The following is a 22,079-nucleotide window of genomic DNA, read 5'->3' on the forward strand; positions in this document are numbered from 1 at the left end:
CAGGAAACACTAGAGCGAAGGACTTCGTCGCCAGCAGCGCCGCCGCCCTCGTCAGTGATCGGGCTTATAGACCCTACCCATCGAACTAGTCAACAGCCCGATTTTGAAAAAACTCAAAAAAGAGATAACCGATTGATTTTTATGAAACAATTATGACGACTTTTCGCATCGACTGAAATGGCCCATCGAGAGGCCTCGATATCCCCTGCTTTATGGCTTTCAAGTCCCCGAAACACCTGCCGCAACCGGCAGACCGCGCCTGAAAACACGGCCGGCGGCGTCCGAAGAAGCCTCCAGTATCACGACATTTCCATGCAAAACGGCACTTCGCAGACCCAAAGTCCGGTGGTCAGATTTGACTCGCCTGTCATAAATATGCACATCTTCGCCCCCAGCCTACGGCTCGCATATAGAAGGAAGCGGATCTCGATTGGCATGATAACGGACAAGATGATGCTCCGATCGCTCGGCAACGAGCCGCCAATCCTGGCCGATGGCAGGCGCGCGCCGGACCGGCGCGAGGTTTCCTTGCGTTGGCTCTCTGGCACCTTCTTGACCGGCGTCACGTCAAGCATATTAATGGGCGTTGCCCTGTTTGCGGCGCTCGACGGCCGACAGCAATTGGCCATCCCGGCCGAAGCCTATGCGACATCGGACAGCCACGACACCACGGATAATCAGGTCACACGCGGTGGCCGCCTGATTTCCACCGCGATCGCCTCGAAGCCTTCCGACCGCAACATCCTCGAAGTATCGACCGTGGTGCGCGACGGCGACAAGGAAGTGGTACGTCGTCAGCCCTTCGCCCATGTGAAGATCGCGCTCGCCACCAATCGCGTCGCCAGCGAGAACTACCCGCCCTTCGACCCGCTGGCGATCTTTTCCGCAGACGAGAATATCCCGCAGCCTGCCAACCGCACCGGGGCGATCTATGGATCGGATGTGGAATCCGAAGTCAGCCTGAAGACCATAAGCTTTCCGACCAAGGACATTCCCTTCCAGCTTGCCGGCTCCATGTCGCGCGAGGAGGTTGAGGAAAATGTCCGCTCCAACGGCTCAATCCTCGCCGACAGCAACACCCAGCTCTCGGCATTGTATTATGTTGACCCGCGCCGCTTTGCCAATGATGACGATGACGTCGACCTGACGGCCGGACTGGCAGCTCGCGTCGTCGAGGAAAACATGTCCGTCTCCGCTTCGCAGGCTGTGACGGCGCAAACGGAAGAGTTTGCCGACGACATCATTCCCGTCAGGCAGAACATGCCGATCGCCACGGCTCTGACCAATTCCGGTTACCTCAAGACCGATGCGGACGACATCAGCGCCAAGATCCAGCCCGTCTTCGGCTCTTCCGACGTATCGTCAGGCGATGTCCTTCGCATCGGCATCCTGCAAAAGGGCGAGCAGGCCAAGATCATTCGCGCCAGCATCTATCGCGGCACCAAGCATCTGCTGACCATCGCACAGAACGACCGTGGCGATTTCGTCGCCGGCAGCGCGCCGCCCATGCTCGACGCCATCGCCACCGCTTTCGACAACGACGCGCCGGTCCTGACGGCCGGCCGCGATCTGCCGAGCGTTTACGACGGCATCTATCGCGCAGCGCTTTCCTACGGCATGAGCAAGGAGATGGTCGCGCAGGTCGTGAAGTTGCTCGCCAGCAACGTCGATTTCCAGGCGCAGCTGAAACCGACGGATTCGCTGGAGGCTTTCTTCTCCGTCGCGGACAGCAAGGGACAGGCGACAGCCGATTCCGAACTGCTCTATGTCAACGCCAAATTCGGCGACACGGTCACGCGCTTCTATCGCTTCGAAGACCCGACCGATCATTCGATCGATTATTTCGACGAGGCCGGCAAGAGCATCCGCCAGTTCCTGCTGCGTAACCCGGTTCCAACAGGCATTTTCAAATCCGGCTTCGGCATGCGGCGTCATCCGATCCTCGGCTTTGCCCGTATGCATACCGGCGTCGACTGGGCAGCGCCCCGCGGCACGCCGATCATCGCCGCCGGCAACGGCATCGTCGAGAAGGCAGGCTGGGATTCCGGCGGTTTCGGCAACCAGACGCTGATCCGCCATGCAAACGGTTACGTCTCCTCCTACAATCACCAGAGCGCCATCGCCAAGGGCGTGACACCCGGCGCGAAGGTGGTGCAGGGCCAGGTGATCGGCTTCATCGGCTCGACCGGCCTCGCGACCGGCCCTCACCTGCACTATGAGCTGATCGTCAACGGCACCAAGGTCGACCCCTTGCGCATCCGCCTTCCCGGCGGCAAGTCGCTTGACGGCGAAGCACTCGCCAAATTCCAGGAAGAGCGCAAGCGCATCGACACGCTGCTCAGCGACGACAAGACGAAACAGGTCGCGAGCAAATAGCATCCGGTCCAATTGGTCTGTCGTAGAGCCGACCGCCCGTGGCCTTTCCAAAGGAATGCTCTCCCAGCAATGCCTTCAAATGCAAAATGGCGACCCGAGGGTCGCCATCTGAATTTATCCAAATGCCGTAATCTTATGCGGCCTCATTCGCGGCCCGGCGCGGGTGGAACAGCAATCTGTCCGAACCGCTTGTGACCTTGACCAAAGATCCGTCCGGAACCTGTCCGGACAGGATCTGCTCAGCGAGCGGATCCTGGACATATTTCTGGATCACCCGCTTCAGCGGTCTTGCACCGTAAACGGGATCGTAGCCCTTGTTGGCGAGCCAGTTGCGAGCGTCCTCATCGAGATCGAGCGTAATCTTGCGCTCCGACAGCAGCTTCAGCAACCGTTCCAGCTGGATGTCGACGATCGCGCCCATCTCATCGCGCTTCAGGCGATGGAACAGAATGATCTCATCGACACGGTTCAGGAATTCCGGCCGGAAATGCGACCGGACCACATCCATCACCTGCTCGCGCACCTGATCGCTGTCATCGCCGTCCTTCAACTGGGTCAGATATTCAGCACCCAGATTGGAGGTCATGATGATCATCGTGTTACGGAAGTCGACCGTGCGGCCCTGCCCGTCTGTCAAGCGTCCGTCATCCAGAACCTGGAGCAGGATGTTGAAGACATCGGGATGCGCCTTTTCGATTTCGTCGAACAGCACGACCTGATAGGGCCTGCGGCGGACGGCTTCGGTCAGCGCACCACCTTCCTCATATCCGACATAACCGGGAGGGGCACCGATCAGCCGGGCCACGGAGTGCTTCTCCATGTACTCGGACATATCGATGCGCACCATCGCGGTGTCGTCGTCGAAGAGGAAGCGGGCGAGTGCCTTGGTCAATTCCGTCTTGCCGACGCCGGTCGGGCCGAGGAAGATGAACGAGCCGATCGGCCGGTTCGGATCCTGCAGGCCGGCACGCGAACGGCGAACGGCACGGGAAACAGCCTGAACGGCGTCGCCCTGGCCGACGACCCATTTTGCCAGCTCGTCTTCCATCCTGAGCAGCTTGTCGCGCTCGCCTTCCAGCATCTTGTCCACCGGGATCCCGGTCCAGCGGGAAACCACCTGGGCAATGTTATCGGCGGTGACGACTTCCTGCACCATGGAATCGCGGGCGCTATCCTGCTCTTCCGCTGCGTGAAGTTCCTTTTCCAGATCGGGGATCACCCCATAGGCGAGCTCGCCGGCACGCTGGAATTCACCCTTGCGCTGGGCAATGGCAAGCTCGTTGCGGGCGTCGTCAAGCTGCTTCTTCAGATCGGCGGCAAGGCCGAGCTTCTGCTTTTCGGCCTGCCAGCGCGCAGTCAGCGCATCGGCTTCCTCTTCCAGAGAGGCAAGATCCGTTTCAAGCCGCTTCAACCGGTCGGCCGAGGCCTGGTCCGTTTCCTTCTTCAACGCTTCGCGTTCGATCTTCAGCTGGATGATGCGACGATCGAGTTCATCGAGCTCTTCCGGCTTGGAGTCTACCTGCATGCGCAGGCGCGCCGCGGCCTCATCCATGAGGTCGATGGCCTTGTCCGGCAGGAAGCGGTCCGTGATGTAGCGGTTCGACAGGGTTGCGGCAGCCACCAGCGCGGCATCGGCGATGCGCACCTTGTGATGCTGTTCGTATTTTTCCTTCAGGCCGCGCAGGATCGAGATCGTGTCTTCGACCGTCGGCTCTTCAACCATGACGGGTTGAAAGCGACGGGCAAGAGCCGGATCTTTCTCGACATGCTTGCGATATTCATCGAGCGTGGTCGCACCAACGCAATGCAGCTCGCCGCGAGCAAGCGCAGGCTTCAGGAGGTTGGACGCATCCATGGCGCCATCGGCCTTGCCGGCTCCGACCAGCGTGTGCATCTCGTCGATGAACAGGATGATCTCGCCATTTTCCGACTGGACCTCGTTGAGAACGGCCTTCAGCCGCTCTTCGAACTCGCCGCGGAATTTCGCACCGGCAATAAGCGCGCCCATATCGAGCGCCATCAGCTTCTTGTCCTTCAGCGATTCAGGAACGTCGCCGTTGACGATGCGCAGCGCCAGACCTTCGACGATCGCCGTCTTGCCGACGCCCGGCTCGCCGATCAACACCGGATTGTTCTTGGTGCGGCGCGACAGGACCTGAACGGTGCGGCGGATTTCCTCGTCGCGACCAATCACAGGGTCAAGCTTACCCTCGCGCGCCTCGGCGGTGAGGTCGCGGGCATATTTCTTCAAGGAATCGAAGCCCTGCTCCGCATTGGCGGAGTCTGCCGTGCGGCCCTTGCGGATCTCGTTGATGACCTGATTGAGGGCAGCGGGCGTAACGCCGGCCTTCTTCAGCGTAGCCGAAGTCGAGGCCGTCGGCTCGATCGCCAAAGCTTGCAGCAGACGCTCGACGGTGACGAAGCTGTCGCCAGCCTTCTTCGCGGCGTCTTCAGCCGTGGTAAAGACCTTGGCAAGCGGCTGCGCCAGATAGACCTGACCATCGCCGCCCGAAACCTTCGGCAGTTTGGCAAGAGCAGCATCATTGGCGAGACGAGCGGCCTTGGCGTCGCCACCGGCACGTTCGATCAGCGAAGATGCCATGCCCTGATCGTCGTCAAGGAGTACTTTCAGAACGTGTTCGGGCGTGAATTGCTGGTTGCCTTGCGAAAGCGCATTGGTTTGAGCGGATTGCAGAAAGCCGCGTACCCGCTCGGAGTATTTTTCAATATTCATATTAGACCTCCATGGATCGGCCTGCCCTGAACGGCGCAGATCGATGATTGAGATTGAGCCCCCTCAAGAGGCAGGCCCGGCCTTGTCGCCATTGGGATTTGCGGCAAAGCAGCTAAGCGGAATATGGGAGGGTCGCTCAGAAGTTTAAAGGGCGTGAAAAGCGAAAAAAGCCAACAAAAGTTGCGAGTCAAGCCGGACCGACATCAGGCCGAAAAACCTCTACGTCCGCCAGTCCGGCAGATCAAATATGCGACCATCTTGGGCGGCATGAGAAAGACAAGTCAAACAAAAACGGGAGCGACAGCATTTCAGCGCTGCCGCTCCCGTCTCGATATTCGATCGTCTCTCTGGAAAAAGAGAGAGGATTACTCCGAAGTCGCGTCTGCCAAAGCCGGAGCTTCGCCAGAGGCTGCCTCGCCTTCGCCTTCCGCATCAGCGGCGGCGCGACGCGGCTGGCGGCGCGGGCGGCTACCGGCGTTGCGGCGGCGCGGCTGGCGTTCGGCGGCAGGCGTTTCTTCCTCGATTGCCACTTCGGCAGGGATGCCTTCGATCACCGGCTGCGGGCCGGTGCCATCGATCACGTCCGGCTCGGGAGCCGGAGCTGCGGCGACGGCCGGAGCGGGCTGATGACGCGGCGGACGTGGTGCCATCTGCGGCTGATCGTCCATCTCGCCGCCATCGATATCATCGATGTCGCGGTCTGCACCATCACGCTCATTGTAATTCTGGTGTTCGTCGCGCTGATAGCGCTCCTGCATCTGCGCCTGGGCGCTAGCAATGATGCGATTGTAGTGTTCGGCATGCTGAAGGTAGTTTTCAGCCATGACACGATCGCCGGAGCTTTGAGCATCGCGAGCCAAAGCCGCGTATTTCTCGGCGATATGCTGGGCGGTTCCGCGGATCTTCACATCGGGACCGGAGCTGTCGTAGGTTCTGGTCAGCGGGTTCGAGCCCTTGCGGTTGAAATTATTGTTGTTGTTATTTCCGCCGCCGCCGCCGTTGTTGTTACCACGCCCCCGACCGCGCTTATTCTGCTGTCCTGGCCTCATAGATCCTTCACCTGAATTCTCTTCGTTGGGATAAAATTCATACACGACACCTGCCGCCGCGGTTCGGTCACTTCCGAAACCAAGGCCTGCGTGCCGCAAGCAAACTGCGCTTTAAGCGCCGGTCTGCCGCTCGACTACGTCAGATTAACTGATCACGCATTGGGTTATCTTCAACCTTTGACACTCTTACCAAAGAGCGGATCCCCGAGGCTGTCCAAGACAGGCGAATCGTCTCGCCTATTCCCAGCCGCCCAACGCGTGAGCGCAACCTATATCGCTTCCTCAGGAAATCCAAGCCTTTTCTTCGCGATAACAACAGAGGTTCCACAAATCTGCAGCAAAATGTCGCGTTAATGATGAAACTCAAACACAAGCACCCGGTCGTTCCGGCCGTAGTCACGAACCGCTTCGACAAGGAGAAATCCTGCTCCTTCAAATACCGAAGTCACCGTTTCACGCTGATCGTAACCGATCTCAACACCAATCATACCATTCGGGTGTAGAAACCGCGCCGCATCCTTTGCGATCGCCCTATATGCATCCAGCCCATCAAGGCCTCCGTCAAGGGCCGCGGGGGGATCGAAATCCTTTACTTCTGGAGCGAGAGTGGAAATGACACTGGACGCAATATAGGGCGGATTTGAGACAATCACATGAAATCGCTCGTGGATGGCTTCAAACCAGCTACCATGTACGGTGGTAAACCGCGCCGCCAGCCCATTTCGCTCAGCGTTCCCGCGAGCAGTTTCCAGCGCTTCACTGGAGATATCGGAACCGACACCGGTTGCTTGCGGACATTCCTGCAGCAGGGCCAGACAAATGGCCCCGGTTCCCGTTCCCATATCCAATAGGTGGACATTGCCGACTTGCGATTCAAGACGCCGCATATGCGGCAGCATCGTATCGACGAGAATTTCCGTGTCGGGGCGCGGTTCGAGGGTTGCTGGCGACAGCCGCAATGGCAACCCGTAGAATTCGCGCTCACCAAGGATGCGATGGACGGGCTCATGGTTGAGGCGGCGACCGATCGCCGCTCGAGCCTTCTCCACATCCTCGAGCAATACCGCATCGGCGCCGCGCGTCACAAGCTCGGTGGACGAGAGATGCAGCAGGCCACCGACAAGAATACGGGCCTCGGTGGCGGGATCGTCGAGATCGGCCTCGGCAAAGCGGACACGCACCTCTTGCAGGAGCCCCGCGACGGTCGACCCCTGCCCGCTGCTCATGCCTGTTCACCGAGCTGGGCGAGCTGGCTTGCCTGATAGTCAGCCAGAAGCGCGTCGACCACTTCGTCGATTTCGCCTTCCATCATCCGGTCGAGCTTGTAGAGCGTCAGGTTGATGCGATGATCGGTAACGCGACCCTGCGGGAAATTATAGGTGCGGATGCGCTCGGAGCGGTCACCCGAGCCGACCTGGCTCTTGCGGTCGGCGGAACGCTCGCTGTCGGCGCGCTGGCGCTCCATGTCAAACAGGCGCGAGCGCAGAACCTGCATCGCCTTGGCGCGGTTCTGATGCTGCGACTTTTCCGAACTCGTCACCACGATCCCCGAGGGGATGTGGGTGATGCGCACGGCCGAGTCGGTGGTATTGACGTGCTGACCGCCGGCGCCGGAAGAGCGCATCGTGTCGATACGAATATCCTCCGGCCGGATCTCGATATCGATTTCCTCGGCCTCGGGCAACACGGCGACAGTTGCCGCCGACGTATGAATGCGCCCACCCGCTTCGGTCTCCGGCACGCGCTGGACACGATGAACGCCGGACTCGAACTTCAGCCGGGAAAACACGCCCTTGCCGCTGATCGTCGCGATAATTTCCTTGTAACCGCCCGCTTCGCCCTCGCTCGAGGAAAGGACTTCCACCTTCCAGCCGTTGCTGCCGGCAAAGCGCTCATACATGCGAAAGAGATCGCCGCCGAAAAGGGCAGCTTCGGAGCCACCCGTACCGGCTCGGATTTCCAGGATCGCGCTTTTCTCGTCGGCCGCGTCCTTCGGCAGCAGCAGGATCTGCATTTCCTGTTCGAGCGTTGCGATGCGCTCCTTCACCTCAGGCAGTTCCATCTCGGCAAGATCGCGCATCTCGCGATCGACCGATTTGTCGGCGAGCATGGTGTCGAGATCGGCAGCCTCCGCAATGGCGCGCTCGTAGTCGCGGATCTTGGCCACCACGGGCTGCAGTTCCGAATACTCGGAAGCAAGCTTCACATAGACGTCCGCGGCTGGGCCGGCGGACATGCGCGCTTCGATTTCGCCGAAGCGGCGCTCGAGTTCACGCATTTTTTCAACGGGGAGCTTCGCCACCCTGGACTCCAATTCTTCTTATTATCTCTGCTGTGATGTGATGCGCATGATCTTGTCCGGAAACCGCTGTGTGCCTTACGAGATCCCGCGCTAAAGCGGAATATTGTGGCTCTCGGCAAAACGAACAAGGATATCACGCATCGAGGTCGTCGGGCGCTTGTCGTTCAGCGCCTCCTCCATGACTTCAGACAGAGCCTGAAGATCGAGCCCCAGAAGCATCGCCTTCACCGGACCGATCGAGGCCGGCGACATCGAAACAGAGCGGAAACCGATGCCAAGCAGGGCCATGGCGGAAATCGTCTTGCCGGCGAGTTCGCCGCAAAGCGTCACCGGTGTCTTGTTGCGTTCGCCGGCCCGCACGATGTCACGGAGAATGCGCAGGAACGGCCGGTCCAGCGGATCGAAGCGATCCGAAACGCGGGCATTGCCGCGATCCACCGCCATCGAGAACTGGAACAAATCGTTGGAACCGACCGAGACGAAATCGACCTCGGCCATCAACTCGTCCAGCTGCCACAATAACGCCGGCACTTCCAGCATGGCGCCGAACTGCAGCTTGCGCGGCAATCCATGGCCGAAACGCGAGAGGTGCTGGACTTCCTTCTGCAGCAGCTCGCGCACCGCCCTGATCTCGGAGACCTCGGTGACCATCGGCACCATCATCTTCAGCTCGGTGTCGGCCGCCGCCTTCAGCATGGCGCGCAACTGCGTACGCAGCAGGCCCGGGCGATCGAGAGAAAGGCGAATGGCGCGCCAGCCGAGCGCTGGGTTCTCTTCCTCATGGGCGCGGAAATAGGGCACGACCTTGTCGCCGCCGATATCGAGCGTTCGGAAGGTGATAACACGCCCATCCGCCTGCTTGATCACATTGCGGTAGAATATTTCCTGCTCTTCGGCCTTCGGCATGGTCGAAGCGATCATGAATTGCAGTTCGGTGCGGAAAAGGCCGATACCCTCGGCGCCTGATTCCGCAAGCTGCGGCAAATCGACCAGCAGGCCGGCATTCATCAGCAGCGAAATGCGCTGCCCGTCCTTGGTGACCGGCTCGACCGAACGCAGAGCGCGGAACTGCTCCTGCCGGCGGGCGCGGAAACGCACCTTTTCCTCGTAGGAACGCTGATGGTCGGCCATCGGCCGAAGATGAACATGGCCGCCATCGCCATCGATGATGACCGGATCGCCGTTTTCGGCCAGCGCGACGATCCCTGTCGCCTGACCGATAACCGGAATGCCCATGGCACGGGCAACGATGACGACGTGACTCGTCACAGCACCTTCTTCCAGCACGAGGCCGCGAATATTGGCGCGGGGATAATCGAGTAGTTCGGCGGCACCCATGGCGCGCGCGAAAATGATCGCGTCGTTCGGGAAGCCTTCGGCGCTCGTGCGGCCGGAATAGCCGATGAGCTGCCGGAGCAGGCGGTTGGCCAGATCCTCGAAATCGTGCATGCGCTCGCGCAGATACGGATCGGTCAGGCGCATCATCCGCGCCTTGGTGTCGCTCTGCACCTTTTCGACGGCTGCTTCCGCCGTCAAACCGTTGCGCACGGCCTCTTCCAGCTTGCGCACCCAGCCCTGGTCATGCGCGAACATCCGGTAGGTTTCCAGCACCTCGCGATGTTCACCTTCCATAGACACGTCGCGGCGCGAGAGCATGTCGTCGATCGAGATGCGCAGCGAGCCGAGCGCTTCGGCCAGACGGCCGATTTCCTTGTCTGCATCCTCGTTCAACAGATTGGTGACGACGATGCGCGGCTCATGCAGCACGACATAGCCGAGGCCGATGCCTTCATTATAGCTGTCGCCGTCGATGGTGACCGAACGGGTCAGATCGAGTTCGAGGCCGGGCTTGGTGATCTTTTTAAGCTCGCCGGTGGCGATCATTTCGGCCAGGACCATGGCCGTCGTTTCGAGCGCTTCCAGCTCTTCCTCGCGATAGGTCCTGCTCGCCTTGTTCTGCACGACGAGAACGCCGAGCGACCGGCCAGTCCGCAGAATCGGCACGCCGAGGAAGGAATGATAGATTTCTTCGCCGGTTTCCGGCAGGTAGCGGAAAGCTGGATGCGATTGCGCGTCGGAGAGATTGAGCGGCTGGGCGGACGCGGCGATGGTGCCAACGAGACCCTGCCCCATCTTCAATTGCGAAAGGTGGACGGCTTCCTTGTTGAGGCCCTCGGTCGCATAGAGCTCGAGCACACCGTCGGCGCGCAGCACGTAAACGGAGCACACTTCGGCGACCATGTTGCCGGCAATCTGTCGAACGATCCGGTCAAGGCGCTCCTGCGGCTCCAGCGGCTCCGCCATAAGTTCGCGCAGCCGCTTGAGCAGAACGCGTGGACCGCCGGATAGGTCTCTCATTGCGTCTCTAGCTCCCGAATCAAGATGTCATGCCACTCTTGCCCATGTCAGGGCTGGCCGAAACTCGCCTCCGTCACGGTCCGTTGTAAGCAGCCCTCAATCAACTCTTATCCAGACCGTAGCAGGAATGCAAAGTCCTGACTGCGAGTTCTGCATAAGGACCGTCGATCAGGATGGAAATCTTGATTTCTGACGTCGTAATAGCCTTGATGTTGATGCCTTTTTCGGCAAGTGCCCGGAAAGCGGTCGCGGCGACACCTGCGTGCGAGCGCATGCCGACGCCGATAACCGAAACTTTTACCAGACCTGATTCGCTCTGGACGACATCGTAGCCGATCTTTTCCTTGTTCTCGCCAAGAACGCGCAGTGCCTTTTCGGCATCACCCGATGGAACCGTAAAGGTCATGTCGGTCTTGGAGCCGTCCTCGGAAATATTCTGGACGATCATGTCGACATTGATGTGGCTCTCGGCCAGCGGCCCGAAGATGGCGGCGGAAACGCCCGGCCTGTCGGCAAGACGGCGCAACGAGATCTGGGCCTCATCCTTGGCATAGGCAATGCCGGTGACTACTTCCTGTTCCACGATTTCATCCTCGTCACAAATCAGCGTTCCGGGCGGGTTCAGCAGATCGCCCATGCCCGGAGCATCGGGATCCTCGAAAGAGGAGCGCACGAAAGTGCGAACCTTAAAGACCATGGCCAGCTCGACCGAGCGCACCTGCAGCACCTTGGCGCCGAGAGACGCCATTTCGAGCATTTCCTCGAAGGCGATCTTCTTCAGGCGGCGAGCCTTCGGCTCGATGCGCGGATCGGTCGTATAGACGCCATCAACGTCGGTATAGATATCGCAGCGGTCGGCCTTGACGGCAGCGGCGATCGCAACTGCCGAGGTATCGGAACCGCCGCGGCCGAGCGTCGAGATACGATTGTCCGGGCCAAGTCCCTGGAAGCCGGCGACAACAGCCACCTGGCCTTCTCCCATGCGGCGAACCATCTCGGCGCCGTCGATTTCCAGGATCCGGGCGGCGCCGTGGGCGTTGTCCGTGCGGATCGGGATCTGCCAGCCCTGCCAGGAGCGGGCATTGACGCCCATGGCCTGCAGCGCGATCGCCAGCAGGCCCGATGTCACCTGCTCGCCCGACGCAACGACGGCATCATATTCGCGCGCGTCGTAGATCGAATGATTGGCGCCTGCGACCTTCGAGATGTTCTGAACCCAGCCGACCAGCTCATTGGTTTTGCCCGACATGGCGGAAACGACGACCGCGACCTCATGGCCGGCGTCGACTTCACGTTTCACATGGCGTGCAACATTCTTGATACGGTCCAGATCCGCGACGGAGGTTCCGCCGAATTTCATCACGATGCGTGCCATGTGCCTCTACCAGTACCCAGCGCCGGGCGGCCGAAATGCGATAAGCCCGGCATGCAAAACCGCCTTGCCGGCTCGATAGCCGGAAAAGCTTGATCTCAATGGGGCCGTCTCTTAACGAGTTTGGCAGGCGGGCGCAATAGCTTGGCGCAGCCGGCTGCCTATAAACCTTCACCTAAAACTCAACTTTTAAGCTCGACCATAACTTATCGAAAATGCCGCCTTCCGTCGGTATATTTTCCTTGTTGACGATGGTCACGACCAAGACGCCGCCGCTCGGCTTACCTGCCGCGACCACTTCATATTCCATCACATCGTTTTCCGTGGTGGTTTCAGCCTTGACGCCTTTCAGCGCCCGGCCGTCTGAAAGCGTGCGCTGCGTGGCCTCTTTCTTGATCTTGGCGCCAGCGCTGACGCTTTCCTGCACCATCTGCTGCAGCACGAAATCCGTGAGGCCGGCGGGATTGAGCTTCTTATATTCCTGCACGATGATGCCGGTGCCGATCGGCGTCATCAGGGCATATTGCTGCACGCCGCTGCCGAGATCAGTCCTGGCGACAGAAAACTTGCCGTCGTGATCGAAGGAGAATTTGCTGCCGGAGAAAGTCACGGTTTCGCTGCGCTGCAACTCCACGGAAATCTTGCGACCGTCTTTCGTGGTAACATCCAGCGTATCGCCAGGATTGATACCCACTTCGACACCGTCGACCGTCAAACGAAAGCCTTTGCCATCCCCGGCATCTGCATGACCGACCGCAAGACAAGCTATGGCTATCGCGGTCGCGAGACGGAATGGTTTCATGAAGAACTCCTCCATTGGTCGAGGAATCGGATCGATCCCTAATCTGAAAGCCCGGTTAACGGCCCAGGCGATTGATCGGCCACGCAACGCTTGCTTGTCAACCTTCGTCCGACCGCGCGGATATGGAAGATGATGCGCGACACCGTGGCAAGAGCTTGCACCCTTGACATCGGCCTCCGATCGTCCGACTTCACGAATGACAGAAACTATGCCTCGCAATCATGCGAGCGGATTGCACGATGCCGACCAAGGAGCGAGCCATGAGCGAAACGGCGAAAAGCACGATCGACCAGAGCGAAGTGGATCGCTTCTCCGCCATGGCCGCCGAATGGTGGAGCCCGACGGGCAAGTTCAAGCCGCTGCATAAATTCAATCCGGTTCGCCTGGCCTATATACGCGACCGCGCTTGCGAGAATTTCGACCGCAACCCGAAGAGCAGCCGGCCGCTCGAGGGGCTGCGCGTGCTCGATATCGGCTGCGGTGGCGGATTGCTCTCGGAACCGATGGCGCGCATGGCCGCCGAAGTCATTGGCGCCGACCCCTCCGAAAAGAATATCGGCATTGCCTCGACACATGCGAAAGCCTCCGGGGTTCCTGTCGATTATCGGGCGGTGACGGCCGAGCAGTTGGCCGAAGCCGGAGAAACCTTCGATATCGTCCTGAATATGGAAGTGGTCGAGCACGTTGCCGATGTGGAATTCTTCCTCACGACCTGCGCCAAGATGGTGCGCCCCGGCGGGCTGATGTTCGTCGCAACCATCAACCGCACGATGAAGGCCGCAGCACTTGCCATCTTCGCCGCCGAAAACGTGCTTCGCTGGCTGCCGCGCGGCACGCACCAGTATGAGAAGCTCGTGCGCCCCGAAGAGATCGAGAAACCTCTGTCGGCCGATGGGCTCGAAATCATCGCCCGCACCGGCGTGTTCTATTCACCGCTACAGGATCGGTGGAACCTGTCGAAGGATATGGACGTCAATTACATGATGCTGGCGAAACGGGCAAAATACAGCTGAAGGCGCGCGGTCAGCGGAGAAGGCTTGCCTAGACCTTCAAGGCCAGCACATGCGTCAGCAAATCGCTCTGGCCTTCGGCATTGAGCGCTGCAATGTCCTTGAGCCGGCCTCGATCGACGTTGACTGAATTGCCGTCAGGCCCATAAGGCTGCTTGAACGTGAAGGCGGCGGCAGTCGCTCCGTGATCGTGGAGATATTCCAGCCTTTCGGCGCCATCCTTCCAATGCGGAAGGACGCCTTCATCCACCCACCAAAGCACCAATGGCGGCCAATTTTGCCTGACGTTCCAGTGTCGGGCATGTTTGAGCGCGTCGGCATGCACGCCGCTGTAGGAAAACGCCATCAGCGATTCGATATCTGCCCAGAGCGATAGCGACGACGGGGCCGTGGCAAAACCGCTGCCCTCGATAAAACGAGGAAAGACCTGTTCACCCCAACAGGCAACGCCCGGCTCGCCGGAATAGCCGGAGCGGCCAATAAAACCATGCGCCCTGGCGGCAGCCTCGAAATTCGCTGCTTCCCGCAGGCGGAACCCTTCCACGGCAGGGCTCTCATAGGCCGCGACATGCAGCCCGAAATTATACATGGCGAGATGCTTGCCGATGGCCGACACCATCAGTTGATATCGTCGGGGAGCACGGGAATGGCTGCGATCTCGATGCCTTCATCGACAAGAGCCTGCGCTTCGTCCGGCGTTGCCTTGCCGATGATCCCGCGGGCATCCGCCTCGCCATAGTGGATCTTGCGGGCTTCCTCGGGGAATTTCGCACCGACATCTTCGGAATTGGCCTTGATGGTGTCGACCGCTTCCTTGAGCTTGACCATCGCTTCCTTGCGGGCGGCATCCATGGCGAGCGTCTGCATCTCATCCTTCTTGCGCGCCGTCGAAACGGAAGGCGCCATCAGCAGCTTGGAAATCGCAGCCGAATTGCAGACGGGGCACGTCAAAAAGCCGCTTGCGACCTGCCGGTCGAAATCGGCACTTTCCGAAAACCAGCCCTCGAACTCGTGGGCATTGTCACAGCTAAGCGAATAACGGATCAAGCGGCGACGCCTCCAGACGCCGGCGTCGCGATCTTCTCCAACGAAAATTCGCGCGCATTCTTCAGGTTCGGGATCTTATCATGGGCTGCCTTCACGGCAGCAACATCGATTTCGGCCACAACCACAGCCTCGCCCGTGCCGCCTGCCGACGCCAACACCTTGCCCCAGGGATCGACGATCATCGAGTGGCCGAAGGTCTCACGACCGTCTTCATGCTTGCCGGCCTGCGCAGCGGCGATGACGAACATGCCGTTTTCGATGGCGCGGGCGCGCAGAAGGATCTCCCAATGCGCCTCGCCCGTCTGCCTGGTGAAGGCGGCTGGAACGGTCATTACCTCGGCGCCGGCAACGGCCTGGGCGCGGAAGAGCTGTGGAAAGCGCACGTCGTAGCAAATGGAAAAGCCCAGTTCGGCAAAGGGCAGCGATGTGATGCGTGCCTCAGACCCAGGTCGGTAGACGGCGCTTTCGCGCCAGCTCTCGCCATTGTCGAGATCGACATCGAACATGTGGATCTTGTCGTACCGGTTGATGAGCTTGCCATCGGGACCGAAGAGGAATCCGCGATTGGCGATCTTGCCGTCATCGAGCGCAATGGCGGTCGAGCCGATATGAAGATATATGCCAAGCTCCTTCGCAAGCTCGGCAGCAGTCTTGACGATGATGTCGCCGGCTTCGTCGCGCAAGACGGCGCGCAGGCCCGGACGATCTTTCTGCACCGCGCCGGTCATCTCCGGTGTCTGCACGTAGACAGCCCCCTGCGAAGCGGCGTCACGCACCAAACGCGCCATGTCGGCAGCATTTTTCACCGGATCGACACCGGAACACATCTGAATGGCGGCGGCTTTGAAACTCATCGTCGTCTCCCTAAAGCATGTCGCGCAAAAGTGTTGATCGGTTTTGCGACAACGACATGCGCAAGAACAAAGATCTAAAGCGCGCGTAACAAGCCTGAGGCATCGCGACACGCTTTAGCAAATGCGGCTCAGGCGGCCAGCATCGGATCGAGCTTGCCGGCCCGGTCGAGTGCATGGATATCGTCGCAACCACCGACGTGCTCGTCATTGATGAAGATCTGCGGAAAGGTCGATGCGCCGTTCGCCTTGGCGATCATCTCCTGCCGCTTCTCGGGCGCATGGGTCGCATTGTACTCGACGTAATCGACACCCTTGGATTCGAGCAGGGATTTCGCACGAGCGCAATAGCCGCAGAACTCACGCGTATAAATAACGACAGATGCCATGATCCACTCCGGAATAACTAAGCTTTGCTGTCATATAAGATGGCCGACGACCCTTGCAAAGGTCAAAACCGTGACATCGGCAGCACCTGCTTTCTTCAAGGCCCGCGTTGCCGCGGCCACCGTGGCGCCGGTGGTATAGACATCATCCACCAGCACGATGCGCCGGCCGAAGATGTCGGCCGCCCGATAGTCGGAAACGGCGAATGCCCCGCGCACATTGTCCTGCCGCGCCTTGGCGCCGAGACCCACCTGTTGGCTTGTGCGTTTGACTCGCAGCAGCGTCGCAGCAAGAAGCGGTTTTCCCGAAAGATGGGCAACATGACGAGCCAGTTCTGCAGCCTGATTGTACTTGCGCGAAAACAGTCGCGCCCGATGCAAAGGCACGGGAATGATTGCGTCGCAGGCGGCCACGGTGCCGTCGCTGGCGCGGAGCATCCATCCGGCCATCATCGGCGCGAGATCGGTGCGGTCGCGGTATTTCAGGCTGAGCACGAGATCGCGCACGATACCGTCATGGAGGGCAGCAGAACGCAGCCTGTCGAAAACAGGCGGATCGGCGAGCGCTTCGGCGCTGAGGATGCCGGCGCCCAGATCGTGGGAAAAGGGGCTGCCCAGAATTTCGCAATAGGGCCGCTCGATGAAGCGGATGCGGGACCAGCAGGCAGGGCAGAGGCCACGATGCGCGCCGACCGAGACGCCGCAGCCGGGACAGGCGGGCGGATAGACCAGATCGGCGAGCGCCACCCATGGTCTTTTCAGGCCGGCGGTCAGCATAGACAACGTGATTTCGCGCCCCAACATCCCCATATGCCCATTGCGCCCGTTGGATTGACAGTAGAGCGTCGTGCTTCCTTCCGGAAGCACAAAGACGCTCTACCTCTTTGAATCTACGCATCAGGCTTTCCGAAAATCGATTCCGATTTTCGGGCCGATACTGTAGCTTTTTCCCGCAGGCTTTGCGAAGGAAAACGCGTGGCCCGCCAGGCCCCATCGAAATAAACTATTGCAGGAAAACGCCATGGAAATCGTCTTCGACCAAGCACTGCTAGCGGCCCGTAAGCGCCGGGCATTGAGACAGGGCGATCCAAAGGCCGCTTTCCTGCTCGATATCGCCGCCGGCGAACTGGCAGAGCGGCTGGCGGTGACGGAACGCCATTTCGACGAGGCTGTCGAGCTTCACGGCGCAACCGGCATCGCAGCGCGCCTGGCGTTTGCGACCGGCAAGATCGGCCATCTCAGCAGGATCGAAAACGAGCCTGGTTTTGCAGCGACCGGCGAGAGCGTCATCGAGGCTCCTCTTGAAGAGTTGCCGCTGGAGGCGGACTCCGTCAATCTCGTCCTCTCCCCGCTCAGCCTGCACGTCACCAACGATACTCCCGGCGTCTTCATCCAGGTCCGCCGCGCGCTCAAGGCAGATGGCCTCTTCCTGGCGGCCATCCCCGGCCTGGGAACTTTGCAGGAACTGCGCGAGGTGCTGTTGGCTGCTGAAATCGAGTTGACCGGCGGCGCCAGCCCGCGCGTGATCCCCTTTGCCGATGTCCGCGATGTCGGCGGCCTGCTGCAGCGGGCCGGTTTTACCCTGCCTGTCATAGACGCCGAGACCTACATGGTGCGCTACGACAATCTGTTTGCCTTGATGCGCGACCTGCGTGCCATGGGGATGACCAATCCGCTTGCCGAACGCAGCCGTACGCCGCTGACGCGCGCCTTCTTCCTGCGCGCGGCCGAACTTTATGCCGAACGCTATTCGGATGCCGATGGCCGGATCAGGGCGACCTTCACGATTATCTATGTATCCGGATGGACACCACACGAAAGCCAGCAGAAGCCGCTGCGGCCCGGCTCAGCCAAGGCAAGGCTCGCCGATGCGCTCAAGGTCGAAGAGCACAAGCTGAAGCAATGAAGCCCATTACACGGAAGCCGGGAACCCAAAACGCTCCGCACAAACCTCAAAGTTCGTGATCCGAGTCTACAGCGCCGCGCGTCAATTCTGATTTACGGACGAGCCCTGAACCGTGTTGGACAGCAGGCTGAACGTGTTCGACAGACTGTTGCTGAACGCGCCGACGCCGCTGATGATCGCAGCCGACATCAGGGCCGCGATCAGTCCATATTCGATGACCGTCGCACCGGTCCTGTCACTGAAAAAACGCCGTACGGCACGCATACCCTCAAAGCTCCCAGCCCCAGCATTGGACATCAACATCTCGTGAATCCGATGCTGTCATGGCATCTGGCAGGCTATGGCATGCACTATTGGCAGCTGCTGTCGGCGCCGTATCCCTGAACGATGCAGACCGAACCTGGCTCATGCTGCAGCACGCTGCGGCGGATCGTATAACGCTTGCCGTTTTCGGTTTGTGGAATTGAACCCGTCGTAATATTATCGAGATCCGGCGCGCTTGCAAGCACGCGAGACTTGGATCTGTCGGAGAGCATCGGCGTCAGGATAAGCGAAAGCGCTACCGCCGCCGTACCGAACAGCAGAGCGATATTCAACGCGCCCGTCTTGCGCGACGTGGAATAGGACTGCTCTTTTTCCTGAACAGCTTTCCAGAAATCGTCGTCCATTGTGTCAAGCCTTCTTTAACGCACCCAACAACCCGCTTGATTGAGAGCATTGAATGCCAGAAGGTCATAAACGATCCCTTAATATCCACATGCAAATTAATGAGACGTAAAATTCCGGGACAGCACCTGATTCGGCTTATGCGGCTGATTTCAAATGGCTAATTTTCGTTAACCATATTTGTGATGCGTTGCCCGTCGCCGCACCGAATGTGCGCTGCACAAATTCCTAAAGGGTCGCGCCCGTCATTACACACCAGATCGCTTCGGCCGATACACACATTAGGCGCTATGTCCTACGCTTTACCCCAATAAATTGAGATTGACGTCTACTTGCTCCGGTGCCACGTATAAAGCAAATGCCGTTATCATAAGTTGTGGGGAGCTAGTCTATGGTCGTCCTGTTTAAAGTCGTCGGCGGGCTCATTATAGCTCTCGCCCTCGTCATGGCCATCTCGATGCTTGTCGTCGGAGGCATAGGCGGCTTTGTGGCTGGGCTAATTGCCGTGCTGACATACGCATTTTGCGGCGCCACGATCTTTGCTTTCGGATTGATGCTGGAGCATCTTGAGGCAATTCGCCACCACTCTGTCAGGCAGTCGGAAATGTTGACAGAGCTACTGCACAGAGCGCCAAAGGCAGATTCGTCGGGCAGAAACCCGACGGTCAACAGTGTCGATCAGCTTGAGAAATCAGCCTTCCGCTTTAAGGATATCTGACCTTAAAGCAAATCCTGCAGGAACGGGATCAGCGGCTCATCGGCCGGCGGCATCGGATAGTCGCGCAGCGCTTGCGGCCGCACCCATTTAAGCGCCTGCCCTTCCCGGCCGTGCGGAATTCCTTCGTATCGCCGGCAGATGTAGAGCGGCATCAGCAAATGGAAGGTTTCATAGGTGTGGCTGGCAAAGGTCAGCGGCGCGAGACATGCGATCTTCGTCTGGACGCCGATCTCTTCCTGAAGTTCGCGCACCAGCGTCTCTTCCGGAGTTTCGCCGGCTTCGACCTTGCCGCCGGGAAACTCCCAGAGGCCGGCAAGCGACTTGCCCTCGGGGCGCTGCGCCAGAAGAATACGACCATCCGTATCGATGAGCGCACAAGCAGCGACGAGAACGATCTTGCGGTCAGTCTCGCTCATGCTTCCTCCGGGGAACGCCAATAGCAGTAACGATAAGCCTCGCGGAATCCGAAGCGGGCATAGAGCGCGATGGCAGGCGCATTGTCGACGCTGACCTGAAGCCATGCTGTCTTGGCGCTGCGCATGCGCGCCCAGCGCAATGCCGACGTCAGGATCTCGGCGCCCAGCCCCTTGCGTCGATGCTGCGCCGAAACGGAAACCGAAAGTATGCCGGCAAGATCATTGTCCTGCACGCAAAGCGTCGTCGCCACAGGACCTGCGTCGTCATTCTCGATCACGAAAAGCCCCGACGGCGGCTTGATGCCGCTCACTACCTCCGCCAGGGCCGGCTTCAGGGCGGGATCGGCCTCGTCGACAATGAGGCTGGCGTCCACGAAGCGGCCGACATCATGGCTGGGCAGATGGTCCAGCATATCGGGCAGCTCGAGATCGACAAGGTCGGCGGTCATGACAAGCGTTTCGTCGAAGCGCGTCCAACGGCGCTCCCGCAAAAGGTCGATCAGCTGCTGCGAGGCTAGCGGCGTTTCGCGCACCACCATCGGCCTGCCATAGGCTTCGAACTTGCGCTGCGCCTTGCGCAACCGGATCTCGAGGTCACGATGGTCGGAGGGGTCGAGCGGCACGACGGAATTGAGCCGCTTCGAGGGGTGACCCGCCGTCAACCGCACCTGCCAGCTACCGTCATACTGCACCGACGAGGCCGGCCAGGCCCGGAAGCCGACAGCTTCGAGCCTGCGCACCAGGGGCAACTTGTTTATCGTGGACTGCGCATGCATCGGCTAGGTATCAGCTCCGGTAGTCGCCATTGATGGCAACATATTCCTTGGTGAGGTCGCAGGTCCAGACCGTTGCACGACCGTTTCCGAGGCCAAGATCGACCTTCACGGGGATATCCTGCTGCTTCATGACATTCGAGGCCGCTTCCTCGGAATAGGAAGCATCGCGTTCGCCGTTGACGGCAACGCGGACGTCGCCAAACCAGATGGCCAGCTTGTCGCGATCCGCCATCTCGCCGGCCTTGCCGACCGCCATGACGATGCGACCCCAGTTGGCGTCTTCGCCGGCAGCCGCCGTCTTGACCAGCGGCGAATTGGCGATCGAGAGCGCGATGCGCTTGGCAGCGGCATCGTTCTCGGCGCCCGTCACTGTGATTTCGAGCATCTTGGTCGCGCCTTCACCGTCGCGAACGACCTGAATGGCGAGATCCTTGAGGAGATCGTTGAGTGCTGCGCGGAAACCGGCAAGCTGCGGATCGTCGGCGCGATCGATATGCGTCTGGCCGTCGGCAGCGGCAGCACCGGTCGCGAACAGCATCAGCGTGTCGGAGGTCGAAGTATCGCTATCAACGGTCATGGAGTTGAAGCTCGGACCAACACCATCGGACAGCAGCGACTGAAGAGCGGCAGAGGAAATATCGGCATCCGTGACCACGAACGATAGCATCGTTGCCATGTCGGGCGCGATCATGCCGGCACCCTTGGCGATGCCGTTGATGGTGACCTTGACACCGCCGATCTCGGCGCTGCGCGTCGCGACCTTCGGATAAGTGTCCGTGGTCATGATCGCCTTGGCGGCTTCGAACCAGAAATCGTTGACGGCATCCTTGGCCATCGTGTCGAGCACGCCGGCGAACTTGGTCGCGTCCAGAGGCTCGCCAATGACGCCTGTCGAGGCGAGGTAAACTTCGTTTTCACCGCAGCCGACGGCCGCAGCGGCAGACTTTGCGGTCAGCTCTGTCGCCTGGCGCCCCTTCAGGCCGGTAAAAGCATTGGCATTGCCGGAATTGACGACAACGGCACGCGCGCTGCCATGAGCGAGGTTCGCCCGGCAGAAATCCACCGGAGCCGAAGGACACTTCGAACGTGTGAACACGCCGGCGACGGCTGCAGGCTTGTCGAAAACCATCAGCAGGACGTCCGTCCGGTTTTTGTACTTGATGCCGGCAGATGCCGTGGTCATGCGTACACCGCGAAGCGCGGGCATGGAAACGAAGGTTTTGGGAGCGAGCGGAGAAACGGAACCGGACATGAGAGCCACCTGAAAAGAGCAGGATGCCGAAAAGTGTAGGCGGTTTTCGGACTACATC

The 22,079-nt window shown here is 59.9% G+C and carries 21 protein-coding genes; 4 read left to right on the forward strand and 17 right to left on the reverse strand.

What is annotated here, in order from left to right:
- Positions 1–435: 435 nt before the first annotated feature.
- The gene (locus tag ACIQJ2_RS18320) at positions 436–2,376 is read left to right on the forward strand and encodes a M23 family metallopeptidase (RefSeq protein WP_199151617.1); all 1,941 of its coding nucleotides are present in this window, start codon (positions 436–438) and stop codon (positions 2,374–2,376) included.
- A gap of 133 nt (positions 2,377–2,509) precedes the next feature.
- Here ACIQJ2_RS18320 and clpB read toward each other — a convergent pair whose 3' ends face one another.
- The 7 genes from clpB to ACIQJ2_RS18355 form a co-directional block, all read right to left on the reverse strand.
- Positions 2,510–5,110: an ATP-dependent chaperone ClpB gene (gene clpB / locus ACIQJ2_RS18325; RefSeq protein ID WP_400674460.1), complete on the reverse strand. Its 2,601-nt coding sequence runs from the start codon at positions 5,108–5,110 to the stop codon at positions 2,510–2,512.
- A 365-nt stretch (positions 5,111–5,475) separates the two neighbouring features.
- Complete coding sequence (locus ACIQJ2_RS18330; RefSeq protein ID WP_199150886.1) at positions 5,476–6,159, reverse strand: DUF4167 domain-containing protein; 684 nt, start codon at positions 6,157–6,159, stop codon at positions 5,476–5,478.
- A 350-nt stretch (positions 6,160–6,509) separates the two neighbouring features.
- Positions 6,510–7,385, reverse strand: coding sequence for a peptide chain release factor N(5)-glutamine methyltransferase (gene prmC / locus ACIQJ2_RS18335; protein ID WP_400674458.1), 876 nt, complete (start codon positions 7,383–7,385; stop codon positions 6,510–6,512).
- Complete coding sequence (gene prfA, locus ACIQJ2_RS18340) at positions 7,382–8,461, reverse strand: peptide chain release factor 1 (RefSeq protein WP_199150884.1); 1,080 nt, start codon at positions 8,459–8,461, stop codon at positions 7,382–7,384. The genes prmC and prfA overlap by 4 nt, the downstream gene beginning before the upstream one ends.
- 90 nt (positions 8,462–8,551) lie before the next feature.
- A complete protein-coding gene (gene ptsP / locus ACIQJ2_RS18345) occupies positions 8,552–10,819 on the reverse strand; it encodes a phosphoenolpyruvate--protein phosphotransferase (RefSeq protein WP_199150883.1) in 2,268 nt (755 codons plus the stop codon).
- A gap of 100 nt (positions 10,820–10,919) precedes the next feature.
- Positions 10,920–12,194, reverse strand: coding sequence for an aspartate kinase (locus tag ACIQJ2_RS18350; RefSeq protein WP_400674456.1), 1,275 nt, complete (start codon positions 12,192–12,194; stop codon positions 10,920–10,922).
- 172 nt (positions 12,195–12,366) lie between these two features.
- Positions 12,367–12,993, reverse strand: coding sequence for a hypothetical protein (locus tag ACIQJ2_RS18355; RefSeq protein ID WP_199150881.1), 627 nt, complete (start codon positions 12,991–12,993; stop codon positions 12,367–12,369).
- A 260-nt stretch (positions 12,994–13,253) separates the two neighbouring features.
- Here ACIQJ2_RS18355 and ubiG point away from each other — a divergent pair, with 260 nt between their 5' ends.
- A complete protein-coding gene (gene ubiG, locus ACIQJ2_RS18360; RefSeq protein WP_400674454.1) occupies positions 13,254–14,006 on the forward strand; it encodes a bifunctional 2-polyprenyl-6-hydroxyphenol methylase/3-demethylubiquinol 3-O-methyltransferase UbiG in 753 nt (250 codons plus the stop codon).
- 28 nt (positions 14,007–14,034) lie between these two features.
- Here ubiG and ACIQJ2_RS18365 read toward each other — a convergent pair whose 3' ends face one another.
- From ACIQJ2_RS18365 to ACIQJ2_RS18385, 5 genes are all read right to left on the reverse strand, one after another.
- Positions 14,035–14,622 (reverse strand): DUF3291 domain-containing protein, encoded by a 588-nt coding sequence (locus ACIQJ2_RS18365; RefSeq protein WP_400674452.1) that lies wholly within the window; start codon positions 14,620–14,622, stop codon positions 14,035–14,037.
- Positions 14,622–15,050 carry a DUF1178 family protein gene (locus tag ACIQJ2_RS18370; RefSeq protein ID WP_199150879.1) on the reverse strand — a complete coding sequence of 143 codons (429 nt, stop codon included), beginning with the start codon at positions 15,048–15,050 and terminating at the stop codon, positions 14,622–14,624. Before ACIQJ2_RS18370 ends, ACIQJ2_RS18365 begins: the two co-directional genes overlap by 1 nt.
- The gene (locus tag ACIQJ2_RS18375) at positions 15,047–15,904 is read right to left on the reverse strand and encodes a carbon-nitrogen hydrolase family protein (RefSeq protein ID WP_199150878.1); all 858 of its coding nucleotides are present in this window, start codon (positions 15,902–15,904) and stop codon (positions 15,047–15,049) included. Before ACIQJ2_RS18375 ends, ACIQJ2_RS18370 begins: the two co-directional genes overlap by 4 nt.
- A 128-nt stretch (positions 15,905–16,032) precedes the next feature.
- Positions 16,033–16,290 carry a glutaredoxin 3 gene (grxC, locus tag ACIQJ2_RS18380; RefSeq protein WP_199150877.1) on the reverse strand — a complete coding sequence of 86 codons (258 nt, stop codon included), beginning with the start codon at positions 16,288–16,290 and terminating at the stop codon, positions 16,033–16,035.
- Between the two features lie 30 nt (positions 16,291–16,320).
- Complete coding sequence (locus ACIQJ2_RS18385) at positions 16,321–17,097, reverse strand: ComF family protein (protein ID WP_400674470.1); 777 nt, start codon at positions 17,095–17,097, stop codon at positions 16,321–16,323.
- Positions 17,098–17,308: 211 nt separating this feature from the next.
- Between ACIQJ2_RS18385 and ACIQJ2_RS18390 the strand changes: the two genes are divergently transcribed.
- Entirely contained in the window at positions 17,309–18,193 is an 885-nt protein-coding gene (locus ACIQJ2_RS18390) for a class I SAM-dependent methyltransferase (protein ID WP_400674448.1), read from the forward strand.
- 81 nt (positions 18,194–18,274) lie between these two features.
- Here the strand turns inward: ACIQJ2_RS18390 and ACIQJ2_RS18395 are convergent, their stop codons facing one another.
- Entirely contained in the window at positions 18,275–18,490 is a 216-nt protein-coding gene (locus tag ACIQJ2_RS18395) for a Flp family type IVb pilin (protein WP_400674446.1), read from the reverse strand.
- A 53-nt stretch (positions 18,491–18,543) separates the two neighbouring features.
- Positions 18,544–18,861: a hypothetical protein gene (locus tag ACIQJ2_RS18400; RefSeq protein ID WP_199095289.1), complete on the reverse strand. Its 318-nt coding sequence runs from the start codon at positions 18,859–18,861 to the stop codon at positions 18,544–18,546.
- A gap of 389 nt (positions 18,862–19,250) precedes the next feature.
- Between ACIQJ2_RS18400 and ACIQJ2_RS18405 the strand changes: the two genes are divergently transcribed.
- A complete protein-coding gene (locus tag ACIQJ2_RS18405; RefSeq protein ID WP_199150874.1) occupies positions 19,251–19,577 on the forward strand; it encodes a hypothetical protein in 327 nt (108 codons plus the stop codon).
- A 2-nt stretch (positions 19,578–19,579) separates the two neighbouring features.
- On the opposite strand, the gene mutT is transcribed toward ACIQJ2_RS18405, so the two are convergent.
- From mutT to argJ, 3 genes are read right to left on the reverse strand one after another with little or no spacing between them, the layout of a single operon-like run.
- Positions 19,580–19,993 carry an 8-oxo-dGTP diphosphatase MutT gene (gene mutT, locus ACIQJ2_RS18410; protein ID WP_400674443.1) on the reverse strand — a complete coding sequence of 138 codons (414 nt, stop codon included), beginning with the start codon at positions 19,991–19,993 and terminating at the stop codon, positions 19,580–19,582.
- Positions 19,990–20,769 (reverse strand): GNAT family N-acetyltransferase, encoded by a 780-nt coding sequence (locus ACIQJ2_RS18415; protein ID WP_400674440.1) that lies wholly within the window; start codon positions 20,767–20,769, stop codon positions 19,990–19,992. The genes mutT and ACIQJ2_RS18415 overlap by 4 nt, the downstream gene beginning before the upstream one ends.
- A gap of 10 nt (positions 20,770–20,779) precedes the next feature.
- Entirely contained in the window at positions 20,780–22,021 is a 1,242-nt protein-coding gene (gene argJ / locus ACIQJ2_RS18420) for a bifunctional glutamate N-acetyltransferase/amino-acid acetyltransferase ArgJ (RefSeq protein ID WP_400674438.1), read from the reverse strand.
- Positions 22,022–22,079 lie beyond the last annotated feature (58 nt).

This window comes from Rhizobium sp. NPDC092011, from assembly GCF_044756305.1.
GTDB lineage: Bacteria > Pseudomonadota > Alphaproteobacteria > Rhizobiales > Rhizobiaceae > Rhizobium.

Coding starts and splice junctions, on each gene's coding strand:
- clpB (WP_400674460.1), bottom strand. CDS start 5,110: ATGAATATTGAAAAATACTCCGAGCGGGTACGCGGCTTTCTGCAATCC.
- ptsP (WP_199150883.1), bottom strand. CDS start 10,819: ATGAGAGACCTATCCGGCGGTCCACGCGTTCTGCTCAAGCGGCTGCGC.
- mutT (WP_400674443.1), bottom strand. CDS start 19,993: ATGAGCGAGACTGACCGCAAGATCGTTCTCGTCGCTGCTTGTGCGCTC.
- ACIQJ2_RS18385 (WP_400674470.1), bottom strand. CDS start 17,097: ATGGGGATGTTGGGGCGCGAAATCACGTTGTCTATGCTGACCGCCGGC.
- ACIQJ2_RS18320 (WP_199151617.1), top strand. CDS start 436: ATGATAACGGACAAGATGATGCTCCGATCGCTCGGCAACGAGCCGCCA.
- argJ (WP_400674438.1), bottom strand. CDS start 22,021: ATGTCCGGTTCCGTTTCTCCGCTCGCTCCCAAAACCTTCGTTTCCATG.
- ubiG (WP_400674454.1), top strand. CDS start 13,254: ATGAGCGAAACGGCGAAAAGCACGATCGACCAGAGCGAAGTGGATCGC.
- ACIQJ2_RS18365 (WP_400674452.1), bottom strand. CDS start 14,622: ATGGTGTCGGCCATCGGCAAGCATCTCGCCATGTATAATTTCGGGCTG.
- ACIQJ2_RS18390 (WP_400674448.1), top strand. CDS start 17,309: ATGGAAATCGTCTTCGACCAAGCACTGCTAGCGGCCCGTAAGCGCCGG.
- ACIQJ2_RS18330 (WP_199150886.1), bottom strand. CDS start 6,159: ATGAGGCCAGGACAGCAGAATAAGCGCGGTCGGGGGCGTGGTAACAAC.
- ACIQJ2_RS18350 (WP_400674456.1), bottom strand. CDS start 12,194: ATGGCACGCATCGTGATGAAATTCGGCGGAACCTCCGTCGCGGATCTG.
- ACIQJ2_RS18375 (WP_199150878.1), bottom strand. CDS start 15,904: ATGAGTTTCAAAGCCGCCGCCATTCAGATGTGTTCCGGTGTCGATCCG.
- ACIQJ2_RS18405 (WP_199150874.1), top strand. CDS start 19,251: ATGGTCGTCCTGTTTAAAGTCGTCGGCGGGCTCATTATAGCTCTCGCC.
- ACIQJ2_RS18400 (WP_199095289.1), bottom strand. CDS start 18,861: ATGGACGACGATTTCTGGAAAGCTGTTCAGGAAAAAGAGCAGTCCTAT.
- grxC (WP_199150877.1), bottom strand. CDS start 16,290: ATGGCATCTGTCGTTATTTATACGCGTGAGTTCTGCGGCTATTGCGCT.
- prmC (WP_400674458.1), bottom strand. CDS start 7,385: ATGAGCAGCGGGCAGGGGTCGACCGTCGCGGGGCTCCTGCAAGAGGTG.
- ACIQJ2_RS18395 (WP_400674446.1), bottom strand. CDS start 18,490: ATGTCCAATGCTGGGGCTGGGAGCTTTGAGGGTATGCGTGCCGTACGG.
- ACIQJ2_RS18415 (WP_400674440.1), bottom strand. CDS start 20,769: ATGCATGCGCAGTCCACGATAAACAAGTTGCCCCTGGTGCGCAGGCTC.
- ACIQJ2_RS18355 (WP_199150881.1), bottom strand. CDS start 12,993: ATGAAACCATTCCGTCTCGCGACCGCGATAGCCATAGCTTGTCTTGCG.